An 18,192-nucleotide genomic window follows, 5' to 3' on the forward strand; every position below is an offset into this window, starting at 1 on the left:
CACGCATATCTGACCAATCCACCAATATTGTCGGCATCGTATGTGCTGTTAGCAACCACTTTGCATGCCACTGATAAACAGCCATTCTTTCATGGTGAAGATGCGGGTTGCCCAACAATCTATCCATGCGTTTTATTGAGTGCTTAGTATGAGTGCTGGTGCCATCAATGTGCCGCCCTAAATGCGTTAGGGTGAGGCAATCCGCGTTGATAAGTGCTCGGCAAGCAACCATGAGGGTATTGAGTCGCTTTTGATGGATTTCTGGACAATGTTGATAGAGAGATTGATGTAAGATAGTTAACACTTGCACCTTGAAGCCCTGTGATTGATGTTTGTTCGCACTTCCATCTGATCACACTTCAAGGTGTAAGTTCACTCCAATCTAATGATTTATATGTAAATCATCAGGGGATTCTTCAGTGCTCGACCGCCCCGTCCATGGGGCGGACGGTCGTCTCGCTAATCACCATGGCTCACCTTTCGTGCATTCACGTAACATGTAGATTTAAAAATTATCCGCTTGATTACCTTGTTAGGCCAGAAAATTAAAAATTACATAACTCATTGTAAATAAAAAAATTGGTACAGTGAGAATATTGAATAATGAATTAACGATTATTTTTCCATTTCTCTCTGATAGACTCACTGAATCTCCTATTTTATAGATATAAACTAATAATCCATTGTCAGCTTCAAATTTGCAGTCAACTCCACTTGAATTCTTGTAAGAAATTTCTATAAGTGTTGATTTGGCCGTGCCAGTAAGGCTTCTGTTTCTAGTGATGAAATTAGTGACTACACCAGAAACTCTGCTGCCTGTAAATAACAGGTGTAATCTATAAAATAATAAAGCTATGGCGAGTACAAATAAGGAGTAGCTTAAGATTGTGAGGTACCAATACATACCTTTCCCTTTTGAAAGTATGAAGTAGTTATGTGTGTGCCTAACTATTTCGAGATAATCCGTTAAGGAAAACGCAATGCCTTTAGGCTGGTTCTCGCGGTCATTACCGATAAAAGGCAGTAGATTTTTAGGTTGTTCACCTTTTAATGCGGCCCGAATGCGCAGCTGAATACTGGTATGGTCGGATTGTTCTGGCGTATCCGCTATTTGGGCTCTAATCGGATTCAAATCAACGTAGGCCATACAGGTTAACACAGCGGCTTCATCGAGTAAGGCTTGGGCTTTAAAGCGTCCTTCCCAAAAACGACCAGTACAGTTATCTTCTTGATTTGCTTGTCTTGCTATTGGTTCATGAAGGCAGCGCATAAACCATGAAATATCGCATAATCGGCTGCGGTAAATTGCGATTGAATGCCTTAATCGGTTGACCTCGTGAGCTTCAACTAACTCACCTTTAAACAGCTTATGCCATTGCTCAAGTACTTCGCGGTCAGTCCAACGATTGGCACTGTCGATATCGACCCGCAGCACCACATGCAGATGATTCGACATCACCGCAAAGGCTGCCACATCAATGGCAAAAACGGCTTCAAGTTCAAACAGTAGTGACTCAACCCAACCACGGCGATGGTCATAGTTTTTTCCAGAATAGGTATCATCGCCACACAAAAACGCACGCCGAACAACGCGGCTACAGCAATGGTAATAGGGCGTATCTTCAAGACTAATTTGAGTTCTGCGAGGGCGCGGCATACAAACCTCCTTGTTTAATGCTTAACCCAAGCTATAGTCGGAGGTTAACAACTGCGCCATTAAGGCTGGGTGTCCAGTTTTGCTCTCCTTGCTCTCCTTGCCTTGTTAGCTTCTTGCTTCCCAGCCATCTTTACCATGAGAATATAGTTCCACTTTCATGTCTTCATCCCAACTTTCAGGATGAGGTACAAATGCTAAGAAGTAATTATCGCCATCTTCCGGTACAGCACCACTCAGTATTGATAACGCCCAATTTTTTATACTTTTACTTTGAGAGAGTATCAATAGCTTATTTTCTGATCGAGCCATGGCCAATTTACTAAAATCGATTATAGAAGCGCGACTATCGCTTCTTTGAAATTCACTTTCAATAGCCCATTCCATTTTATTCACATAGATTAGCTGCTTCTTGTTTGACGCAGAAGGTATAGATTTAACATTCACAACACTAATATCAAAAAGCAATTCATTTAATTTAAATTCGCTTCTATTATCAGAATAATCTGCTGAAAAAACTCTGTATTCAGTTTGAACATATTCTTCTCTAAATGATGCTGCGATGTTTTTCACCCAAGCTTTACTTCTCGCTGCATGAAATAATCTAGGCTTAGAATAATTTGAACTTATACATTCTTGAAATGCATCTCTTAACGAATTCTGCAATTTTTCTAAAAGCATCGATTTATCCATGAAGCTAACGTCTTAGTATTTATGCGCTGCGCTGTTTGCAGGGTATAAATCGCTTGTTGGACTTGGCCGCTGCCACATCCATGTCAATTGGTATAGATGATGCTATAGGAATTTGCTTTTTTGCGGTAGCGGTTTTTTATACAGTTTGATGCGTAATCACTTGATATCGTTTTAGCTTTCTTATACATCCACACTCACGCCTGACTGATTATTGACCTTGGTTGACAGCATTTTGGCCCCATATTCAGGCTAACACTCGTACCACATTTTCTTATTGGCTAACGTAATTGCGGTTGGATCAAACTGATAAGGCCAGAACTCTGTAGCATTACTAAAATTGGGCCAACATACTAATGTTGAAGTGAGCTAGATGCACCATTGCTAACGAGGAATGGGGCAATAGCTTTTTAGCTGAATGAAAAGCGAGAGGGTTAGTGAGGATTGGCATTGTTGCAACAGTGACCGTTGGCGGCATGGATGCAGCCGTCGAGCCCTCAGGGACGAGTTTATGGCGAGTCACTGGGGAAATAATGACAATAAATGCCACTCAACTGTCGAGAGTGTTATCTCAAATGGGAGTGAACCAGTATAACGTCAACTGCAGTTCTGCTCGCTGCGTGCTAGCAGAACTGACAGATTACACTTTCTTAACTTTGCTTACCTTTGCCAAAATTCGCTTATCCCGTGCAGGCAGGCAGGTATTCTGATAACTCAAGCAGGTTACAATCGGGGTCGCGGATATAGACAGAGTTTATCCGGCCTGTGGCGCCGGTTCGTAGCACTGGGCCTTCAATGATTTCAATCTGAAGTGCGTTTAAATGGGCGATCACTTCTTCTATATTGTGGCTGACCACAAAACACAGATCGGCACTGCCGGGCATGGCTGCTGCGGCTTTAGGTTCAAATTCTGCGCCCGCTTGGTGCAAGTTAATCTTTTGGTCGCCAAAACTTAACGCAATACGCTGATTGCCAAATACCACTTTTTTCATCCCGAGCACGGTTTGATAAAATTCGACACTGACGGCGATGTCTTTTACGGTTAAGACCAAATGATCTAAGCGGGTTACGCGCATTTTACTTTCCTTAGAATGGCTCAGAGTGGGCTCTGATTTTGAACGCTATCTCTACACTTGAGACGAATAAGAGTCAGATACCTTACATCATGTGCTGGTGCAAAAGTGACTCTGTGGTAGCATTTGTGGCGTTTTTTTGCGTAAATATTTTGTGCCTATTATATCCCTATGACCGAATGAGAGTGTGATGAAGAAAACCTTAGCCCGCGGCTTAATGAATCTATTACCTATGGCCTTGAGTTTGTGGCTGTTTTGGTCGCTGTTTGTATCGTTAGATGGTTTAGGAATTGTGATTTTAGAGTTGGTAGGGATTAACCAACACTTTGTCGGCGCGGGATTTATGCTGGTGGTGGCATTAGTTTTTGCCGTGGGCCTGCTGTTTTCGGTCAGCCCGATTGTGTGGCTTTATGGTTGGCTTGAGCGCCAGTTGATGCGTTTCCCATTGTTTAAATCGGTTTATGGCAGTATCCGTGATATCGCCTCTTTGATGAATCGTGATGGTAAGCCAACAAGCCAAAAGACAGTGTTAGTGAAACAGGCGAATGGCAGTTTTGTGGTGGGCTTTATTATGACGGATACGCCGCCACAGCCCTTGTTAGATGCGCTACCAGAGGGCGATTGGGTGCCTGTGTTGTTCCAATTGAGCTATCAAATGGCGGGCGTGACGAGCTTAGTTAAGCGGGATGATTTAATTATGGTTGATTGGTCGTTTGAGGAGGCGATGCGCTTCAATTTAACTGCTGGTATCTCGCAGTCACCGACTAAGTAATCCGATGAAGGTTTGTGCGTTTTAGCGTTTAAAATTAAATTTGATGATTTTTGTGGTATAATTTTTTGGCGACCAATATGGTCGCCATTTTTTATGCTGAATATTCTAGTAATATATTTGTTTTATGCTAAAGGTGGGTGTTAGCTGCCTTAGTGGTGTTAATTCTGTTTATCCATCAATCATTGGCTTAAAAAAGTCGAGTGTTGTTAATCCCGTTGTTCAGATCCTGTCGCGTTTAGCCATAGCGAGTCGTTGCCATGATCTTTGGGATTTCCCCCATACTGGTCATAGATGAGCCACGCAGTATTAACCAAATTTTAAGTATAAGTTTTGTCCTATCTCGCCGTTGGTATGTTGAGATATTTGGAGTGTGAACCCGCTAGAAATAGGGAGAGTCAATGTCAATCAAGTCTAGTATTAATCCGCCGGTATTTTATTCGTCGGTCTTTTTCATCATCTTGATGGTGATGATTTGCGCAGTATGGCCCACAGAGGCAAACACCTTTTTTAGATCAATGCAGTCATGGATAGAAATGAAAGCCGGTTGGCTTTACATTCTAAGTGTGGCGTTTTTCCTGATTTTTATCATATTTGTCATGGTCAGTCGCTTCGGCGATATCAAACTAGGACCAGATCATTCAGTGCCTGACTACAGCTATAAAAGCTGGATCGCCATGTTGTTTTCGGCGGGTATGGGCATAGGTTTGATGTTTTTTGGGGTAGCCGAACCTGTGATGCACTATCTGGCGCCGCCGGATGCAACTCCAGAGAGTCTTATTGCCGCAAAAGAGGCAATGAAGATCACTTTCTTCCATTGGGGACTGCATGCTTGGGCGATTTACGCTGTGGTGGCATTGAGTCTGGCCTATTTCTCTTATCGACATAAGTTACCGTTATTGCCGCGAAGTGCGCTTTATCCCTTAATTGGTGAACGCATCTATGGTCCTATTGGCCATACAGTGGATACCTTTGCTGTGCTTGGCACTATGTTTGGGGTGGCGACATCACTGGGCTTTGGGGTGTTGCAGGTTAACTCGGGTCTGAGTTATCTATTTGAAGATTTACCCAATAATGCTGTGGTGCAGGTGTGTTTGATTATCGGCATTACTTTATTGGCGACATTATCGGTATTTTCTGGTCTCGATAAAGGCGTGAAACGCTTAAGCGAACTCAATCTGGGTCTCGCGATTATTTTATTGCTTATCGTCTTGATCCTTGGCCCTACGGTTATGCTGTTGCAGGCTTTTGTGCAGAATACTGGTAGTTACTTAAGTGATTTAGTGGGCAAAACCTTTAACTTGTACGCTTATGAACATAAGGAAGATTGGCTCGGAGGCTGGACCTTGCTCTATTGGGGCTGGTGGATTTCCTGGTCTCCTTTTGTCGGTACTTTTATTGCGCGTGTGAGTCGCGGCCGTACCATCCGTGAGTTTTTGATTGGTGTGTTATTTGTGCCATCGGCGCTGACCTTTCTGTGGATGACGGTATTTGGTAATACGGCGATTGATTCGATTATGAATCACGGCGCGACCTATCTTGCCGAGGCGGTGAATACCGATGTGTCAGTGGCCTTGTTTGTGTTTTTCGAGCACATGCCGTTTCCTACGTTACTTTCTGGGATTGCGATTTGTTTAGTCGTCACTTTCTTTGTGACCTCGTCGGATTCGGGATCCTTAGTGATTGATAATCTAACCTCGGGCGGCGATAACAATGCCCCCGTATGGCAGAGGATCTTTTGGGCACTGTTGCAAGGGGTCGTTGCTTCGGTATTGTTGTTAGCGGGTGGGTTACAGGCGCTGCAAACGGCGGCAATCGCCAGTGCTATGCCGTTCTTAGTGGTGATGCTATTCATGTGTCTGGGCCTATTTAAAGCCCTGAAAAATGATTGGCTGAAGATTAATAGCGTGCAGTTACACAATACTAGTGTGCAATACGCCAAAACTAATATGAGCTGGGAAGAGCGTATTGGGGTTTTAGTCTCGCATCCTACCCATGAAGAAGCGCAAGTGTTCTTGAATAATGTGGCTACGCCCGCTTTGTCTAAAGTGTGCCAACACTTTATGGCTAAAGGCATAGTGGCCGATCTTGAATACTTAGATGGCCGCGTGCGACTAGTGATCAGCAATGAGGTGAATTTGCCCTTTGTTTACGGTGTACGAACGCGTTGTTTTGATATCACTAACCCAATAGGGACTGAAATCGAGCAGGGCAATACCTTGTATTACCGCGCCGAAGTGTACCTTGAACAAGGTGGTCAGCATTACGATGTGATGGGTTATACCGAAGAGCAAATTCTCGCGGATGTGGTGACTCAGTATGAAAAATACTTACACTATTTGCATCTGTCGAATGCCGATCATGCCCACGTAAGTTAAGTAACGTAAGCCCGTAACGTAAGTTAAGTAAGCTAAGCCAGTAACGTAAGTCAGCTTAGCCATTTACGTCTACAAATCGCGCACGATTAACCCGCAAAGTGCGGGAGATATTGCCCCAAGTGATAACTCGGATTATCCTTGGGGCAATTTTTTTAGGGTTTGTTTTAGGGATTACACTATGTCATCAGTGCCAGGCCAGAGTAAGTTAGATAAAGTATTAGCCGATGCGCGGGAGTACAAAGCTAAGCGTGAGAGCGGTTACCGTGAGCAAGCGTTAAAACTCTATCCTTGGGTGTGTGGCCGCTGTACCCGCGAATTTACCCCAAAAAACTTAAGTGAACTGACTGTACATCATAGGGATCATAACCACGATAACAACCCGTCAGACGGTTCAAACTGGGAATTATTATGTCTTTATTGCCATGACAACGAACATTCTCGCTTTGAAGAATTGATCCGTTACGGTAGCACCACAGAAACCAAGCAAGCGGCGGCGACCTACAATCCCTTTGCTGACTTGAAATCAATGCTGAAAAAATAGTCTTGTGGGCTGTTAGCTGGATGAGCTTGCGCAGAGGGTGGCGTTAGCGGATGGGGTTTAGTCCTTGTCGGTTAAACGCGCCTCGGCAGCTAACCATTTATCACGACTTAAAATATGCTGATTTTCACTGCCTTCAAATAAAGCTTTACGGGCGGGAAGTTGCTGACAAATGGCTGCTTGTTGTGCTTCGCTGCTCGTACGCCAACTGACGATTTCATCGATATGTCGAAAGCAGCCCATGCAGTAGTCTTCGTCATTTAAACCGCAGCGTGCGACGCAAGGTGAAAGCATAGGTGTCCTTTGGAGCCTTATGGCTAGTTAACCGAAGCCAGTTAACCGAAGCCAGTTAATCAAAGTTCGTTAACCTATGCTCGCTAACGCGTGTATTCAGTTAACGATATGGTTGAGTGTTTAAAGGCCGCGATACTAACATTTTTTCGCATAAAGTCATCTTTAGGGCGCATTCCCTTAGCCTAAGGTGAGACAAGTATTTTTTACACTGGGCATGACGTGAACCAAGATAACCTGCAGCGACAACTTACTTACTCACAGCGATTTAGCGAAATTAATCAACTGCTTGAGCAGAGTGCAGCCCTGTGGCAAGTGCGTGCATTTGAAGTGAACGCTTTACCTTGGGCACAGGATTTTCCGCAGTTGGCCGAAGCTGTGTGGGCGCTGGCTGATGATGAGCTTGATGGACTCGATGCCGAACAATCTTTGCTGGTCGAGGCACTGTCACCGGCATTAAGTCACGATCTTAGGGCATTAGGCCAATATTGGGACTTGTCATTGCTCACCACTGCCATTGCTGATATTGGGATTACCGATACCACAAAGGTAGATAAAGCGCAGGACCGCGGTTTGTCCTTTGATGATGAGGCGCACTTTAGTGCTCACATTAAAGGCCGAAAATGGCAGCAAATTACCGCCTTTGTGCAGCATTTACCGCAGCTTAATTTACCTGTGCTGGAATGGTGTGCGGGTAAAGGGCATTTGGGCCGCTTGATCGCTAAAGCTCGCGGCGCCGAAGTGGTGAGTTTAGAATGGCAAGCGCCGCTGTGTGAAGCAGGGCAGGCCTTTGCTGATAAGTGGCAGTTATCGCAGACTTTTATTTGCGCCGATGCCTTTGCTATTGGCGCTGAGCACAGGGCTATAGCCACTGTCGAAACACCAGTTGAACATCCCTCAGCAGCGAATCCGTTAACAACTAACCCCTTAACCGCTCAGCAGCAAGCGGTTGCTTTGCATGCCTGCGGAGATTTGCATGTTCGGCTGTTAACGCTAGCAGCCGAGGCGGGCACGCAGGCATTGGCGATTTCTCCCTGCTGTTATCATTTAATTCAAGCGAGCCATTATCAGCCGTTATCCATTCTTGCTCAGCAGAGCAGCCTAAAGCTCAGTCGCCATGATTTACAGTTACCGCTGCAGCAGAGTGTGATCGCTAATCCCAAACAGCAGGCGCTACGCCATCAAGAAATTGCGTGGCGCTTAGGCTTTGATGCACTGCAACGTGAATGTCGACAAATAGACGAATATTTGCCTTTACCCTCGTTAAAACAGAGTCAATTGAGCGGCAGTTTTACGGATTTTTGCCTGTGGGCGGCCGAGACTAAGGCCGTTAATCTTGCGAAAAACAGGGATTTTGAAGCTTGGCTTGACGTTGGGCGACAAAGACAACAATTAACTCGCCGTATCGATTTAGTCGCGCATTTATTCCGCAGCGCACTGGAGCAGTGGCTCATCTTAGATCGCGCTTGTTTTTTGCAGGAACAAGGATATGGTGTTTGCGTGGGTGAATTTTGTGCAAACAGCGTTACACCAAGAAATACGCTGATTTTAGCGCAAAAAATGGCGGTATAATTTTGCGCGTCTAAAAATATGCTGTACTGTGATGTTTTTTATGAATTATTTCTATATTAGCGCATTTAAGTTTAGTGATAGTGAATTCAGGGCCGTCGTGTTTGGAACCTGCGCTGTGAGACAAGTCTTACACTCAAGATGGTTTTTTATTGAATCATCGGGCTTTTCTTGTTCAAATGTCGCATTAATGACGAATAACAACTGAAAGCTGACCTGCTGGTCAGTCATTCTAGTGAGCGAATAAAACAGTTTCATGAAATATTCCCGCGTATTTATTAATAGCCTGGCCTATGAACTGGCGCCTGTTGTGGTTTCCAGTAGTGAGCTAGAGTCTCGTCTTGCTCCTTTGTATCAAAAGTTCCGTATTCCTATGGGACAGCTTGCCGCATTGACTGGGATTACCGAACGCCGCTGGTGGCCAAAAGGACATCAATTGTCCGACGGTGCGATTAAAGCTGCCCGTAAAGCCATGGTTGAAACTGGGATTGATGTCGCCGATTTAGGTGCTGTTGTCTATACCGGCGTGTGCCGCGATCAACATGAGCCCGCGACCGCGTGTCGTATTGCTGCCGAATTGGGTGTGTCAAAAGACACTGCGATTTACGATATCAGCAATGCTTGTCTTGGGGTGTTATCGGGTATTTTAGATATCGCGAACCGTATTGAGTTGGGTCAAATCAAGGCGGGTATGGTGGTGTCCTGTGAGTCGGCGCGGGATATTGTCGATGTCACTATCGATAACATGTTGGCCGATCCGACCATGCAGAATTTTGCCCAGTCACTGGCGACCTTAACCGGTGGTTCTGGTGCCGTGGCGGTGATTCTTACCGATGGCAGCTTGCCGCTGACAAATGTGCGTCAGCATCAATTGCTGGGTGCATCGCACTTATCGGCGCCTGAGCATCATCAGTTGTGTCAATGGGGTCTGCAGGAAGTGGGGCACAATCTGTACCGCGAGTTTATGCGTACCGATGCCGTTACCTTGCTTAAAGAAGGCGTTGAATTGGCGAAGCACACTTGGGAGCATTTCCTTGAGCAGCGTAATTGGCTGGTGGAGCAAGTGGACAAAGTGATTTGCCATCAAGTAGGCGCTTCAAATCGTAAGCAAGTACTGAGTGCGCTCAATATTCCCCCCGAAAAAGAATTTCCAACGTACCAGCTACTGGGCAATATGGGCACAGTGTCGTTACCTGTGACCGCTGCGATGGCGCACGATCAAGGCTTTTTACAAGCGGGCGATCAAGTGAGCTTTTTAGGCATAGGCAGTGGATTGAATTGCATGATGTTAGGTATTAAGTGGTAGGGTGCAGTGCACCTTTTCACGCCTTTGCTTGATGGCTGGCATACATTCGAGTCAACCCAGTAAGTCCATGATTCAGTTGATAGCTTAGTCTTTAGTTCTGTCGATAAGCTAAGCCAGCTGTACATAACCCGTTATTCGCTCTCATAAAGAATCAAGATAGGAAGCGTCATGTTAGACACTCTGTTGCCTTTTAAACGTCATTTTCTGAGCCGTAATGGCAACAAGCTACATTATATCAACGAGGGGCAAGGCGAGCCTGTGGTGATGGTTCACGGTAATCCTAGCTGGTCGTTTTACTACCGCAATCTTGTTAGCGCCTTAAAAGACACTCACCAATGCATAGTGCCGGATCATATCGGCTGTGGCCTGTCGGATAAGCCAGACGATAGTGGTTATGACTATACCCTTAAGAATCGTATCGACGATCTCGAAGCCCTGCTCGATAGCCTGAATGTGAAAGAAAATATTACCTTAGTCGTACACGACTGGGGCGGCATGATAGGTATGGGTTATGCGGCGCATTATCCTGAGCGCATTAAACGCCTAGTGATATTGAACACGGGCGCTTTCCATTTGCCCGAGACTAAACCATTCCCTTGGCCGCTGTGGATCTGTCGTAATACCCTGTTAGGCACTGTGTTGGTACGCGGTTTCAATGCCTTTTCGTCTATTGCTTCCTATGTGGGTGTTAAGCGTCAGCCGATGTCGAAATACATTCGCGAGGCGTATGTCGCGCCGTTTAACTCTTGGGCTAATCGCATTTCGACGCTGCGTTTTGTGCAGGATATTCCGCTGCGTGAAGGCGATAGAAATTATCAATTAGTCTCTGATATTGCTTCGAGTTTACCGCAGTTTGCCAAAGTGCCGACCCTGATTTGCTGGGGCCTCAAGGACTTTGTATTCGATAAGCACTTTTTAGCGAAATGGCGCCAACACATGCCCCATGCGACAGTGCATGAATTTGCCGATTGTGGTCACTACATTTTGGAAGATGCCAGCGATGAAGTGATTGCCCATATCAAAGGCTTTATGGCTGACGACCACGTAGAAGCGGCGCAGTCCGAACAGGCCGCAGGTTAATGTCGACCTTGCTTGAGACTGAAGTTGCTCCTTTAGTGACGCCGTTGGAAAAGTCACTTTTAAGTGGCACTTCTGCGTCAGCAACAATCAATGATGCCAATATTTGTCGTCATCTCAAGCAAGCCGCCCATGCCATTCCCCATCATCTTGCGGTAGCAGTACAAAGCGCTCAGGGCGCTTCTGTGGCGAATTTGCGTTACAGCGAGTTGGACTTTCTTAATCTAGACAGACAAAGCGATGCGATAGCCTTTGCGCTTAACGCCCATGGCATTGAGCGCGGCATGAAGGCTGTGCTTATGGTCACGCCGAGTTTGGATTTTTTTGCACTTACTTTTGCGCTGTTTAAAGCGGGGGTTATTCCTATCCTAGTTGATCCCGGCATGGGGATCCGCAATCTTAAACAGTGTTTTGCTGAAGCCGCGCCCGATGCCTTTATTGGTATTCCCAAGGCTCATATTGCTAGACGTCTATTTGGTTGGGGTAAGGGCAGTATTAAGTCATTACTCAATGTTGATGACGGCAAAACAGGCTTAGCGGCAAAGTTAATCCGTATCGGTACTGGTGCGATAAGTTTATCGACTCTGCTGCAAAGCACCTCAGTACAATCTTCTGCTCCAAAGTCTGAATATCCCATGGTGATGCTTAAATCTGATGAGATAGCGGCGATTTTATTTACCAGTGGCAGCACTGGCACGCCTAAGGGTGTGGTGTATAGCCATGGTATGTTTGAGGCACAAATTCAAGCGCTAAAAAACGATTATGGCATTTGCCATGGCGAGCGCGATTTAGCCACTTTTCCGCTGTTTTCACTCTTTGGTCCCGCACTTGGCATGGCGTCTATCGTTCCAGAAATGGATGCCAGCAAACCTATTACTGCTAATCCTGAATTTCTATTTGCCGCGATTGAGAAATATCAATGCAGTAATATTTTTGTTAATCCCGCTTTGCTCGAACGTTTAGGCCGCGCGGGGGAACAAAAACAGCATAAACTGCCCAGCGTACAGCGGGTGATTTCCGCGGGTGCGCCAGCCACCATTGCCTCCATCGCCCGTTTTAGTAAGATGCTGAGCCAAGGTGTGCCGATTTTAAATTCCTACGGCGCAACCGAATCTTTGCCTATTAGTATGATTGCCAGCGATGCGTTATTTGCCACGACTGACATCACAGATAACGGCGGTGGTATCTGTGTCGGTCGCGCTATCGATGGCGTGACGATTCGCATTATTGCTATCAGCGAAGAGGTTATTCCCGAGTGGGATGATGCCTTAGTGCTGAATAACGGTGAAATCGGCGAGATAGTCGTGCAGGGGCCTATGGTGAGTCAGTCCTATTATCTAAACAATAGTCAGCACGCTAGCCAAAACGAAAGCCAAGGCAAACGCGCGACTGCGGCGGCCAAGATTTGGGATTCGGCAACCAATACCGTTAGACACCGCATGGGCGATTTGGGGTATCTTGATGATCAAGGTCTTCTGTGGATGTGTGGTCGTAAGGCCCACAGAGTCGACGCCACTCTTAACGGATTGTTTGTTAAACGTTATTATTCCATTCCCTGCGAGCGCATTTTTAATACGCATCCCAATGTGAAGCGCTCCGCTTTAGTGGGAGTGAAAGTGGCGAACGAGATAGAGCCGTTAATTTGTATCGAACTCGACCAGTCATTGGTGTGCAATAAGAGTCAGCAGTTGTACCAAGATTTGATCGCCATCGCCGAGCAATTTACGCAGACTCAGGGCATAAGGCGGTTTCTTATCCATCCTGATTTCCCTGTGGATGTGCGGCATAATGCCAAGATTTTTAGAGAAAAATTAGCCGTTTGGGCGCAATCGCAAACGAAAGGTTGATTTGAAACTCCACGGCTTTTTCCTGCATTTTTTACGTTATATTCTGTGTTCATTTGAACAAACTCGCTTATTTTTAAGCCCTTGTGCTTATTTTAAACTTATTACACCGACTTTAAGTTCATGTAAATGTGCTGAAATGGATACCCCTTAATGACGAAAGACCCAATCAAGAGCACGACGCTTGCCCAATTTGATGCGGCTGAACAAACTGCACTCGCGCAGCTCGCCCTTAAGGTGCAACACGCCTTTGTCACGGGAGCGGGGGGATTTTTAGGTAAAGCGATTTGCCTGAGATTGTTAGCTGCGGGCATTAAAGTCACAGGTTTTGCGCGTGGGCATTATCCGGAACTTGAAGCACTGGGCGTAGTCATGCTGCAAGGGGATTTAGTCAATAAAGATCTGCTGCAACAGGCGATGCAAAGCTGCGATATCGTATTTCATGTGGCGTCTAAAGCGGGTGTTTGGGGTGACAGAGACAGCTATTTTTGTCCGAATGTGAAGGGCGCTGCCAATGTGATTGCCGCTTGTAAGGCATTAAAAATAGATAAGTTAGTTTACACCAGTACCCCGAGTGTGACCTTTGCAGGGCAGGATGAATCAGGTATTGATGAGTCTACTCCCTATGCCACAAGATTCCTGAATCATTATGCCCACTCTAAAGCCATCGCTGAAAAGATGATGCTCGACGCCAATCAAGTGGGTGACATGCCACTTGAAAATCCTGATGTGACTCAAGTATCTAGCCAAGTGACGACTCAAGCCACTGCACCCTATGCGTTAAAAACCGTCGCACTCAGGCCGCATCTGATATGGGGGCCTGGCGATCCCCATCTAGTGCCTCGGGTCTTGTCGCGCGGGCGTTTAGGTAAGCTTAAACTGGTTGGCCGCGAAGATAAGCTAGTCGATACCATCTACATAGATAACGCTGCCTATGCCCATGTGCTGGCGGCACTGGAACTTTGCCAAGCAAAGCCTAAGTGTCAAGGGAAAGCTTATTTTCTGAGTAATGATGAACCCATCACTATGGCCGAGATGATCAATCTGATTTTGGCCTGCGATGCTTTGCCGCCAGTGACTAAGCGTGTGCCTCAATCTGTGGCCTATGTAGCAGGCGCAGTATTAGAAAGTGTACATTACCTCCTAAAGAAGCAAGAAGAGCCCATGATGACGCGTTTTGTCGCACGGCAGTTATCCTGCAGCCATTATTTTGATATCAGCGCAGCTAAACGAGATTTAGGTTATCGTGCGCTCGTCTCTATTAATCAAGGGATGGCAAGGCTTAAAGTGTCGCTTTAGTTTTAGATATACTGCCATCATGGTATTGGTGATTTATGAGTTGCGGTGATTGTAAAACGTCGATTTTCAGGCAAAAGATTGGTCGCTGCAAACGCTGTATGTGGCAGCTTACGGCTTTATCGGCCATTTGCTGGCCGCTGTGGTGGTGGCTTTATCGTGATGCGCCTAGGGATGTAAACTCGATTGCATTACTGTTTTTCTGCGCGGCTTTTACGGGGTTACTTGCTTTGCACCTTATCGTTTTGGCTTACCGTCGCCTCAGAGGGCGAAAGTAAGCCAGCTGACTTTCTGTTTGTATGCTTAAACTGAGTTAGTAGCCGTTTTCTCGTGCATCATTTTTTTCATTAATGGCGCAAGGGCAAAGAAGACTAATGCCATCACCACGCCAATTTGCGCCGAGAAGATAAACAGTTGCTCGTATAGCGCCATCGCACTCGGTACGTCACTTATCACGCCGCCTTGGGTATCAATTGCTGCCAGTTTATTTAATTCGGCGGCTAAGATTTCAGAGTATGAAGTGCCGAGGAACCAAGCACCCATCATCAGGCTGACTACACGTTTTACCGAAAGCTGAGTCACGGCAGATAAACCTATGGGCGACAGCAATAACTCCCCGATTTCTAATACAAAATAAGCCGCGACTAAGAACCAAATACTCACTAAGCCACTGCTTAGCGGCATCTGGATCCCGAGCACAAGCACCATAAAGGATAAACCCGCGAACAAAATACCGAGTGCGGTTTTAACTGGTTTGCTTAGGTCACAATTTTTACGGGCGAGGGCTGGCCACAGCCAAGCGAAGATAGGCGACAAACTGATCACAAAGAAGGCACCGAGGAAGGTTAGCTGTCCCGCACTCCATTCGAGGCCGAGCATGTTACGGTCCATCACACGGTCCGAAAATGCTACCCAAGAGCCATAGGTCTGCTCATATAAGCCAAAGAAGACCAAACCCGCAACGATGAAAAGCAGCAAAGCCGACATCTGTTGACGTTCAATCGGATTACAATGTTTCACCATGAACCAGCCAATACCAAGGGCAAGCACTAGTGATACTGAGTGCAAGAACCAAATCACTGGGCTCACTGCGGGTAATAAACTGCTAATCGAAAGTACGAGGGAGTGGGTTTGAATCAACCCCCAGACTATGATTACGCTGCCAATTGCGCTTAAGTAAATCCATTGTTCTGTCGTTATGCCGGCGGTTTTCTTTAAAATCCGCGCAGGATCTCTGGGTTCGGCGAAGCCTTGCAGATGTTTTTTGCCACGAATAAACACCAACAAACCTGCTAACATCCCTAAACCTGCCAAACCAAAACCGTACTTCCAGCCATAGGTTTCACCTAAATAAGCGCAAATTAGCGGGGCTAAGGTGGCGCCTAAGTTGATGCCCGCGTAGAAAATGGTAAAACCAGAATCTCGCTTAGCGGATGATTTAGGATAAAGCTGACCGACTATGGTGGAAATATTGGGTTTTAAAAAGCCCACACCGACAATGATTAAGGCGAGGGATAAATAGAATACTTGCAGCGCTTGTTCATCCCGTTGAACTTCACCCGCAACGATAACCGCTTGATGGCCTTCAAAGGCCATACCTAAGTGGCCGAGCACCAATAAAACACCGCCAAAGATCACCGCTTTGCGCATGCCGATATAGCGGTCGGCCAATAAGCCACCCACTACGGGCATGGCATACACTAAGGCACCGTAAGCACCAATCACGTTGTAACCAAATTCATCAGTAAATAGATGATATTTAATCAGGTAAAGAAACAGTAATGCTTTCATACCGTAGAAAGAGAAGCGTTCCCACATTTCGGTAAAAAAGCAGACAAATAAGCCCTTAGGATGCCCAAATAGCATTTCAGCTGGGGGCGAGCCTTGTGGGCCCTGCATTGCGTGCGGCGGGTTTTGTTCTATTGACACTTAAGACTCCCAATGCTGGCACTTTATGCGCCGAGCAGCTAATGATTCATTTTATCGTAATGAATTTTATTAATTATTTTTCATTATTTGTGATTATCGCGGCGCTTTTGATCGCTAAAAGACGGCGCTGTTGCAGCAGTTAATCACACTCGGATGATATGGAACAGCCAAGGGTCTTGAAAGTGATGAATATTTTGTATAACTAACATTTTTAGCCGTTCTTTAAGGCTCGCTATAGCAATACTAAGCGGTTAAATTAATTCATTTTCAGTTAAGAAATGAGTGCTAAATAGTGGCCATAATTCAACTGTGGCAGTTTTATCTTAGCGGCTTTAGCCTTGATTTAGCTGTAGTTCGTCGTTTAATGGATAGTGTAAGTTTTATGATTGATAGCAATTTTTCATTATTGGTAGAGCATCTACGCGCTTGTTCGAGGCTGCTATCTAAAGGAATGTCACGAATGGGTGGGTTAGATGATTTTCTCAGGGAAGCGCTGTGATTGAGAAGTACACTTATTCGAGGAATAAGTATAAATAAGCACCATAATTATATTGATTGTAAAAGAATTTTAATCTTGATAGTTGCATTTTTCATATAAGATTTCACAGTTTATATTTCTACAATGAGTTAATGTCTATCTGCTCAACTTTACTGATTTAGATCAGTCGTTATGCGTTACTAAGGAGACTTATGGAGTTTTTTACCACCCTATTTGTGGGTTACCCGCTTTGGGTTTGGTTAATGTTTTTCGGTTTTGTGCTGGCGTTATTAGCCTTTGACCTTGGCGTATTGCACAAGGATCAGCATGAAATTACCGTGGCTGAAAGTTTAAAGCTTTCAGCCTTTTATATCTGTATGGGCTTATTGTTTGGGGCCTGGCTCTGGTGGTACAAGGGTTCAACCGCCGGTATGGAATACCTAACGGGCTATCTGATTGAAAAATCACTGTCTATGGATAACGTATTTGTTATCGCGTTAATCTTCAGTAGCTTAGGTATCCCACGTTTATACCAACATAGAGTGCTCTTCTGGGGCATTATGGGCGTAATAGTGTTGCGTGCCATTATGATCGGTCTTGGTGCTGTGCTTGTTGCCCAGTATCAAGGTGTACTTGTGTTATTTGGACTCTTCTTGATTTTCACTGGCGTGAAAATGCTCTTCTCAAACGATGAGCACGGTGATATCCAAGACAATAAGTTTTATAAATGGTTACGCACTAAGATGCGTTTTACGCCAACGCTGCATAAAGAAAAATTCTGGGTACGTGGCGAAGATCATCAGTTAACAAAAGGATGGTGGGCGACGCCGTTATTCTTGGCGTTGATCTTAGTGGAAACCGCGGATTTAGTGTTTGCAGTCGACAGTATTCCAGCTATTTTTGCGATTACCCAAGATCCTTTCATCGTCTATACCTCGAATATCTTCGCGATTCTGGGGCTACGTGCTTTGTATTTTGCGTTGGCTGCTATGGTGCATCGTTTTGAATACCTTAAATATGCGCTGTCAGTGGTATTAGTATTTATTGGGGTGAAAGTGGGTTTAGTGTATTTCAATCACGAGGGAATAGTGGACTTTACTATCCCAACAGCAGTGTCCCTTGGTGTGACTTTTGGTCTGTTAGTCTTAGGTGTCCTGTATTCGCTGTGGAAGACGCATGGGCAAGAAGTTGAGAAATAGCTTGGACGGCTAGTCCAATAAGCAATATGTTTCGGCCGTTTAGTCATGCTAAACGGCCTTTTTTATATCCTTAATATGTGAATCGTTAAGCTTTACAGAAG

15 protein-coding genes and 2 pseudogenes are annotated in these 18,192 nt (G+C 45.5%); 11 read left to right on the plus strand and 6 right to left on the minus strand.

Translation table 11 applies throughout. The features are described from left to right. The 3 genes and pseudogenes from HGO26_RS04495 to HGO26_RS04505 form a co-directional block, all read right to left on the minus strand. Nucleotides 1-310: pseudogene (locus HGO26_RS04495) on the minus strand (IS4 family transposase); the annotation flags it as partial. A gap of 627 nt (nt 311-937) precedes the next feature. Beyond that, nucleotides 938-1,657, minus strand: a pseudogene (locus tag HGO26_RS04500) (transposase); the annotation flags it as partial. Between the two features lie 105 nt (nt 1,658-1,762). Then, nucleotides 1,763-2,335 carry a hypothetical protein gene (locus tag HGO26_RS04505; RefSeq protein ID WP_006082331.1) on the minus strand — a complete coding sequence of 191 codons (573 nt, stop codon included), beginning with the start codon at nt 2,333-2,335 and terminating at the stop codon, nt 1,763-1,765. A gap of 446 nt (nt 2,336-2,781) precedes the next feature. Here HGO26_RS04505 and HGO26_RS04515 point away from each other — a divergent pair, with 446 nt between their 5' ends. Further along, a complete protein-coding gene (locus tag HGO26_RS04515; RefSeq protein WP_168823593.1) occupies nt 2,782-3,054 on the plus strand; it encodes a hypothetical protein in 273 nt (90 codons plus the stop codon). Here the strand turns inward: HGO26_RS04515 and HGO26_RS04520 are convergent. Next, nucleotides 3,025-3,420: a VOC family protein gene (locus HGO26_RS04520; protein ID WP_168823595.1), complete on the minus strand. Its 396-nt coding sequence runs from the start codon at nt 3,418-3,420 to the stop codon at nt 3,025-3,027. The genes HGO26_RS04515 and HGO26_RS04520 overlap by 30 nt on opposite strands. Nucleotides 3,421-3,607: 187 nt before the next feature. Between HGO26_RS04520 and HGO26_RS04525 the strand changes: the two genes are divergently transcribed. From HGO26_RS04525 to HGO26_RS04535, 3 genes are all read left to right on the plus strand, one after another. Continuing rightward, nucleotides 3,608-4,189: a DUF502 domain-containing protein gene (locus tag HGO26_RS04525; protein WP_028760527.1), complete on the plus strand. Its 582-nt coding sequence runs from the start codon at nt 3,608-3,610 to the stop codon at nt 4,187-4,189. Between the two features lie 398 nt (nt 4,190-4,587). Next, on the plus strand, nt 4,588-6,564 hold the full coding sequence (locus HGO26_RS04530) for a BCCT family transporter (RefSeq protein WP_168823597.1): 1,977 nt from the start codon (nt 4,588-4,590) through the stop codon (nt 6,562-6,564). 178 nt (nt 6,565-6,742) lie between these two features. Then, complete coding sequence (locus HGO26_RS04535; protein WP_028760525.1) at nt 6,743-7,105, plus strand: YajD family HNH nuclease; 363 nt, start codon at nt 6,743-6,745, stop codon at nt 7,103-7,105. A gap of 57 nt (nt 7,106-7,162) precedes the next feature. On the opposite strand, the gene HGO26_RS04540 is transcribed toward HGO26_RS04535, so the two are convergent. Beyond that, entirely contained in the window at nt 7,163-7,396 is a 234-nt protein-coding gene (locus HGO26_RS04540) for a DUF1289 domain-containing protein (RefSeq protein WP_006085323.1), read from the minus strand. Nucleotides 7,397-7,615: 219 nt separating this feature from the next. On the opposite strand from HGO26_RS04540, the gene HGO26_RS04545 reads away from it, so the two are divergent. The 6 genes from HGO26_RS04545 (at nt 7,616) to HGO26_RS04570 (ending at nt 14,763) form a co-directional block, all read left to right on the plus strand. Then, entirely contained in the window at nt 7,616-8,965 is a 1,350-nt protein-coding gene (locus tag HGO26_RS04545) for a methyltransferase (RefSeq protein ID WP_168823599.1), read from the plus strand. A gap of 253 nt (nt 8,966-9,218) precedes the next feature. Next, the gene (locus HGO26_RS04550) at nt 9,219-10,268 is read left to right on the plus strand and encodes a 3-oxoacyl-ACP synthase III (RefSeq protein ID WP_028760522.1); all 1,050 of its coding nucleotides are present in this window, start codon (nt 9,219-9,221) and stop codon (nt 10,266-10,268) included. Nucleotides 10,269-10,436: 168 nt separating this feature from the next. Further along, the gene (locus tag HGO26_RS04555; RefSeq protein ID WP_168823602.1) at nt 10,437-11,348 is read left to right on the plus strand and encodes an alpha/beta fold hydrolase; all 912 of its coding nucleotides are present in this window, start codon (nt 10,437-10,439) and stop codon (nt 11,346-11,348) included. Next, a complete protein-coding gene (gene oleC / locus HGO26_RS04560; RefSeq protein ID WP_168823604.1) occupies nt 11,348-13,192 on the plus strand; it encodes an olefin beta-lactone synthetase in 1,845 nt (614 codons plus the stop codon). Before HGO26_RS04555 ends, oleC begins: the two co-directional genes overlap by 1 nt. Before the next feature lie 150 nt (nt 13,193-13,342). Continuing rightward, nucleotides 13,343-14,488: a 2-alkyl-3-oxoalkanoate reductase gene (gene oleD, locus HGO26_RS04565; RefSeq protein ID WP_168823606.1), complete on the plus strand. Its 1,146-nt coding sequence runs from the start codon at nt 13,343-13,345 to the stop codon at nt 14,486-14,488. 35 nt (nt 14,489-14,523) lie between these two features. Continuing rightward, nucleotides 14,524-14,763 (plus strand): DUF3624 domain-containing protein, encoded by a 240-nt coding sequence (locus HGO26_RS04570; protein WP_168823608.1) that lies wholly within the window; start codon nt 14,524-14,526, stop codon nt 14,761-14,763. A 25-nt stretch (nt 14,764-14,788) separates the two neighbouring features. On the opposite strand, the gene HGO26_RS04575 is transcribed toward HGO26_RS04570, so the two are convergent. Then, on the minus strand, nt 14,789-16,414 hold the full coding sequence (locus tag HGO26_RS04575) for an oligopeptide:H+ symporter (RefSeq protein WP_168823610.1): 1,626 nt from the start codon (nt 16,412-16,414) through the stop codon (nt 14,789-14,791). Between the two features lie 690 nt (nt 16,415-17,104). Between HGO26_RS04575 and HGO26_RS04580 the strand changes: the two genes are divergently transcribed. Then, the gene (locus tag HGO26_RS04580; protein ID WP_168823612.1) at nt 17,105-18,091 is read left to right on the plus strand and encodes a TerC family protein; all 987 of its coding nucleotides are present in this window, start codon (nt 17,105-17,107) and stop codon (nt 18,089-18,091) included. The last annotated feature ends 101 nt before the right edge of the window (nt 18,092-18,192 follow it).

The sequence above is a fragment of the Shewanella oncorhynchi genome, assembly GCF_012584455.1.
Classification (GTDB): domain Bacteria; phylum Pseudomonadota; class Gammaproteobacteria; order Enterobacterales; family Shewanellaceae; genus Shewanella; species Shewanella oncorhynchi.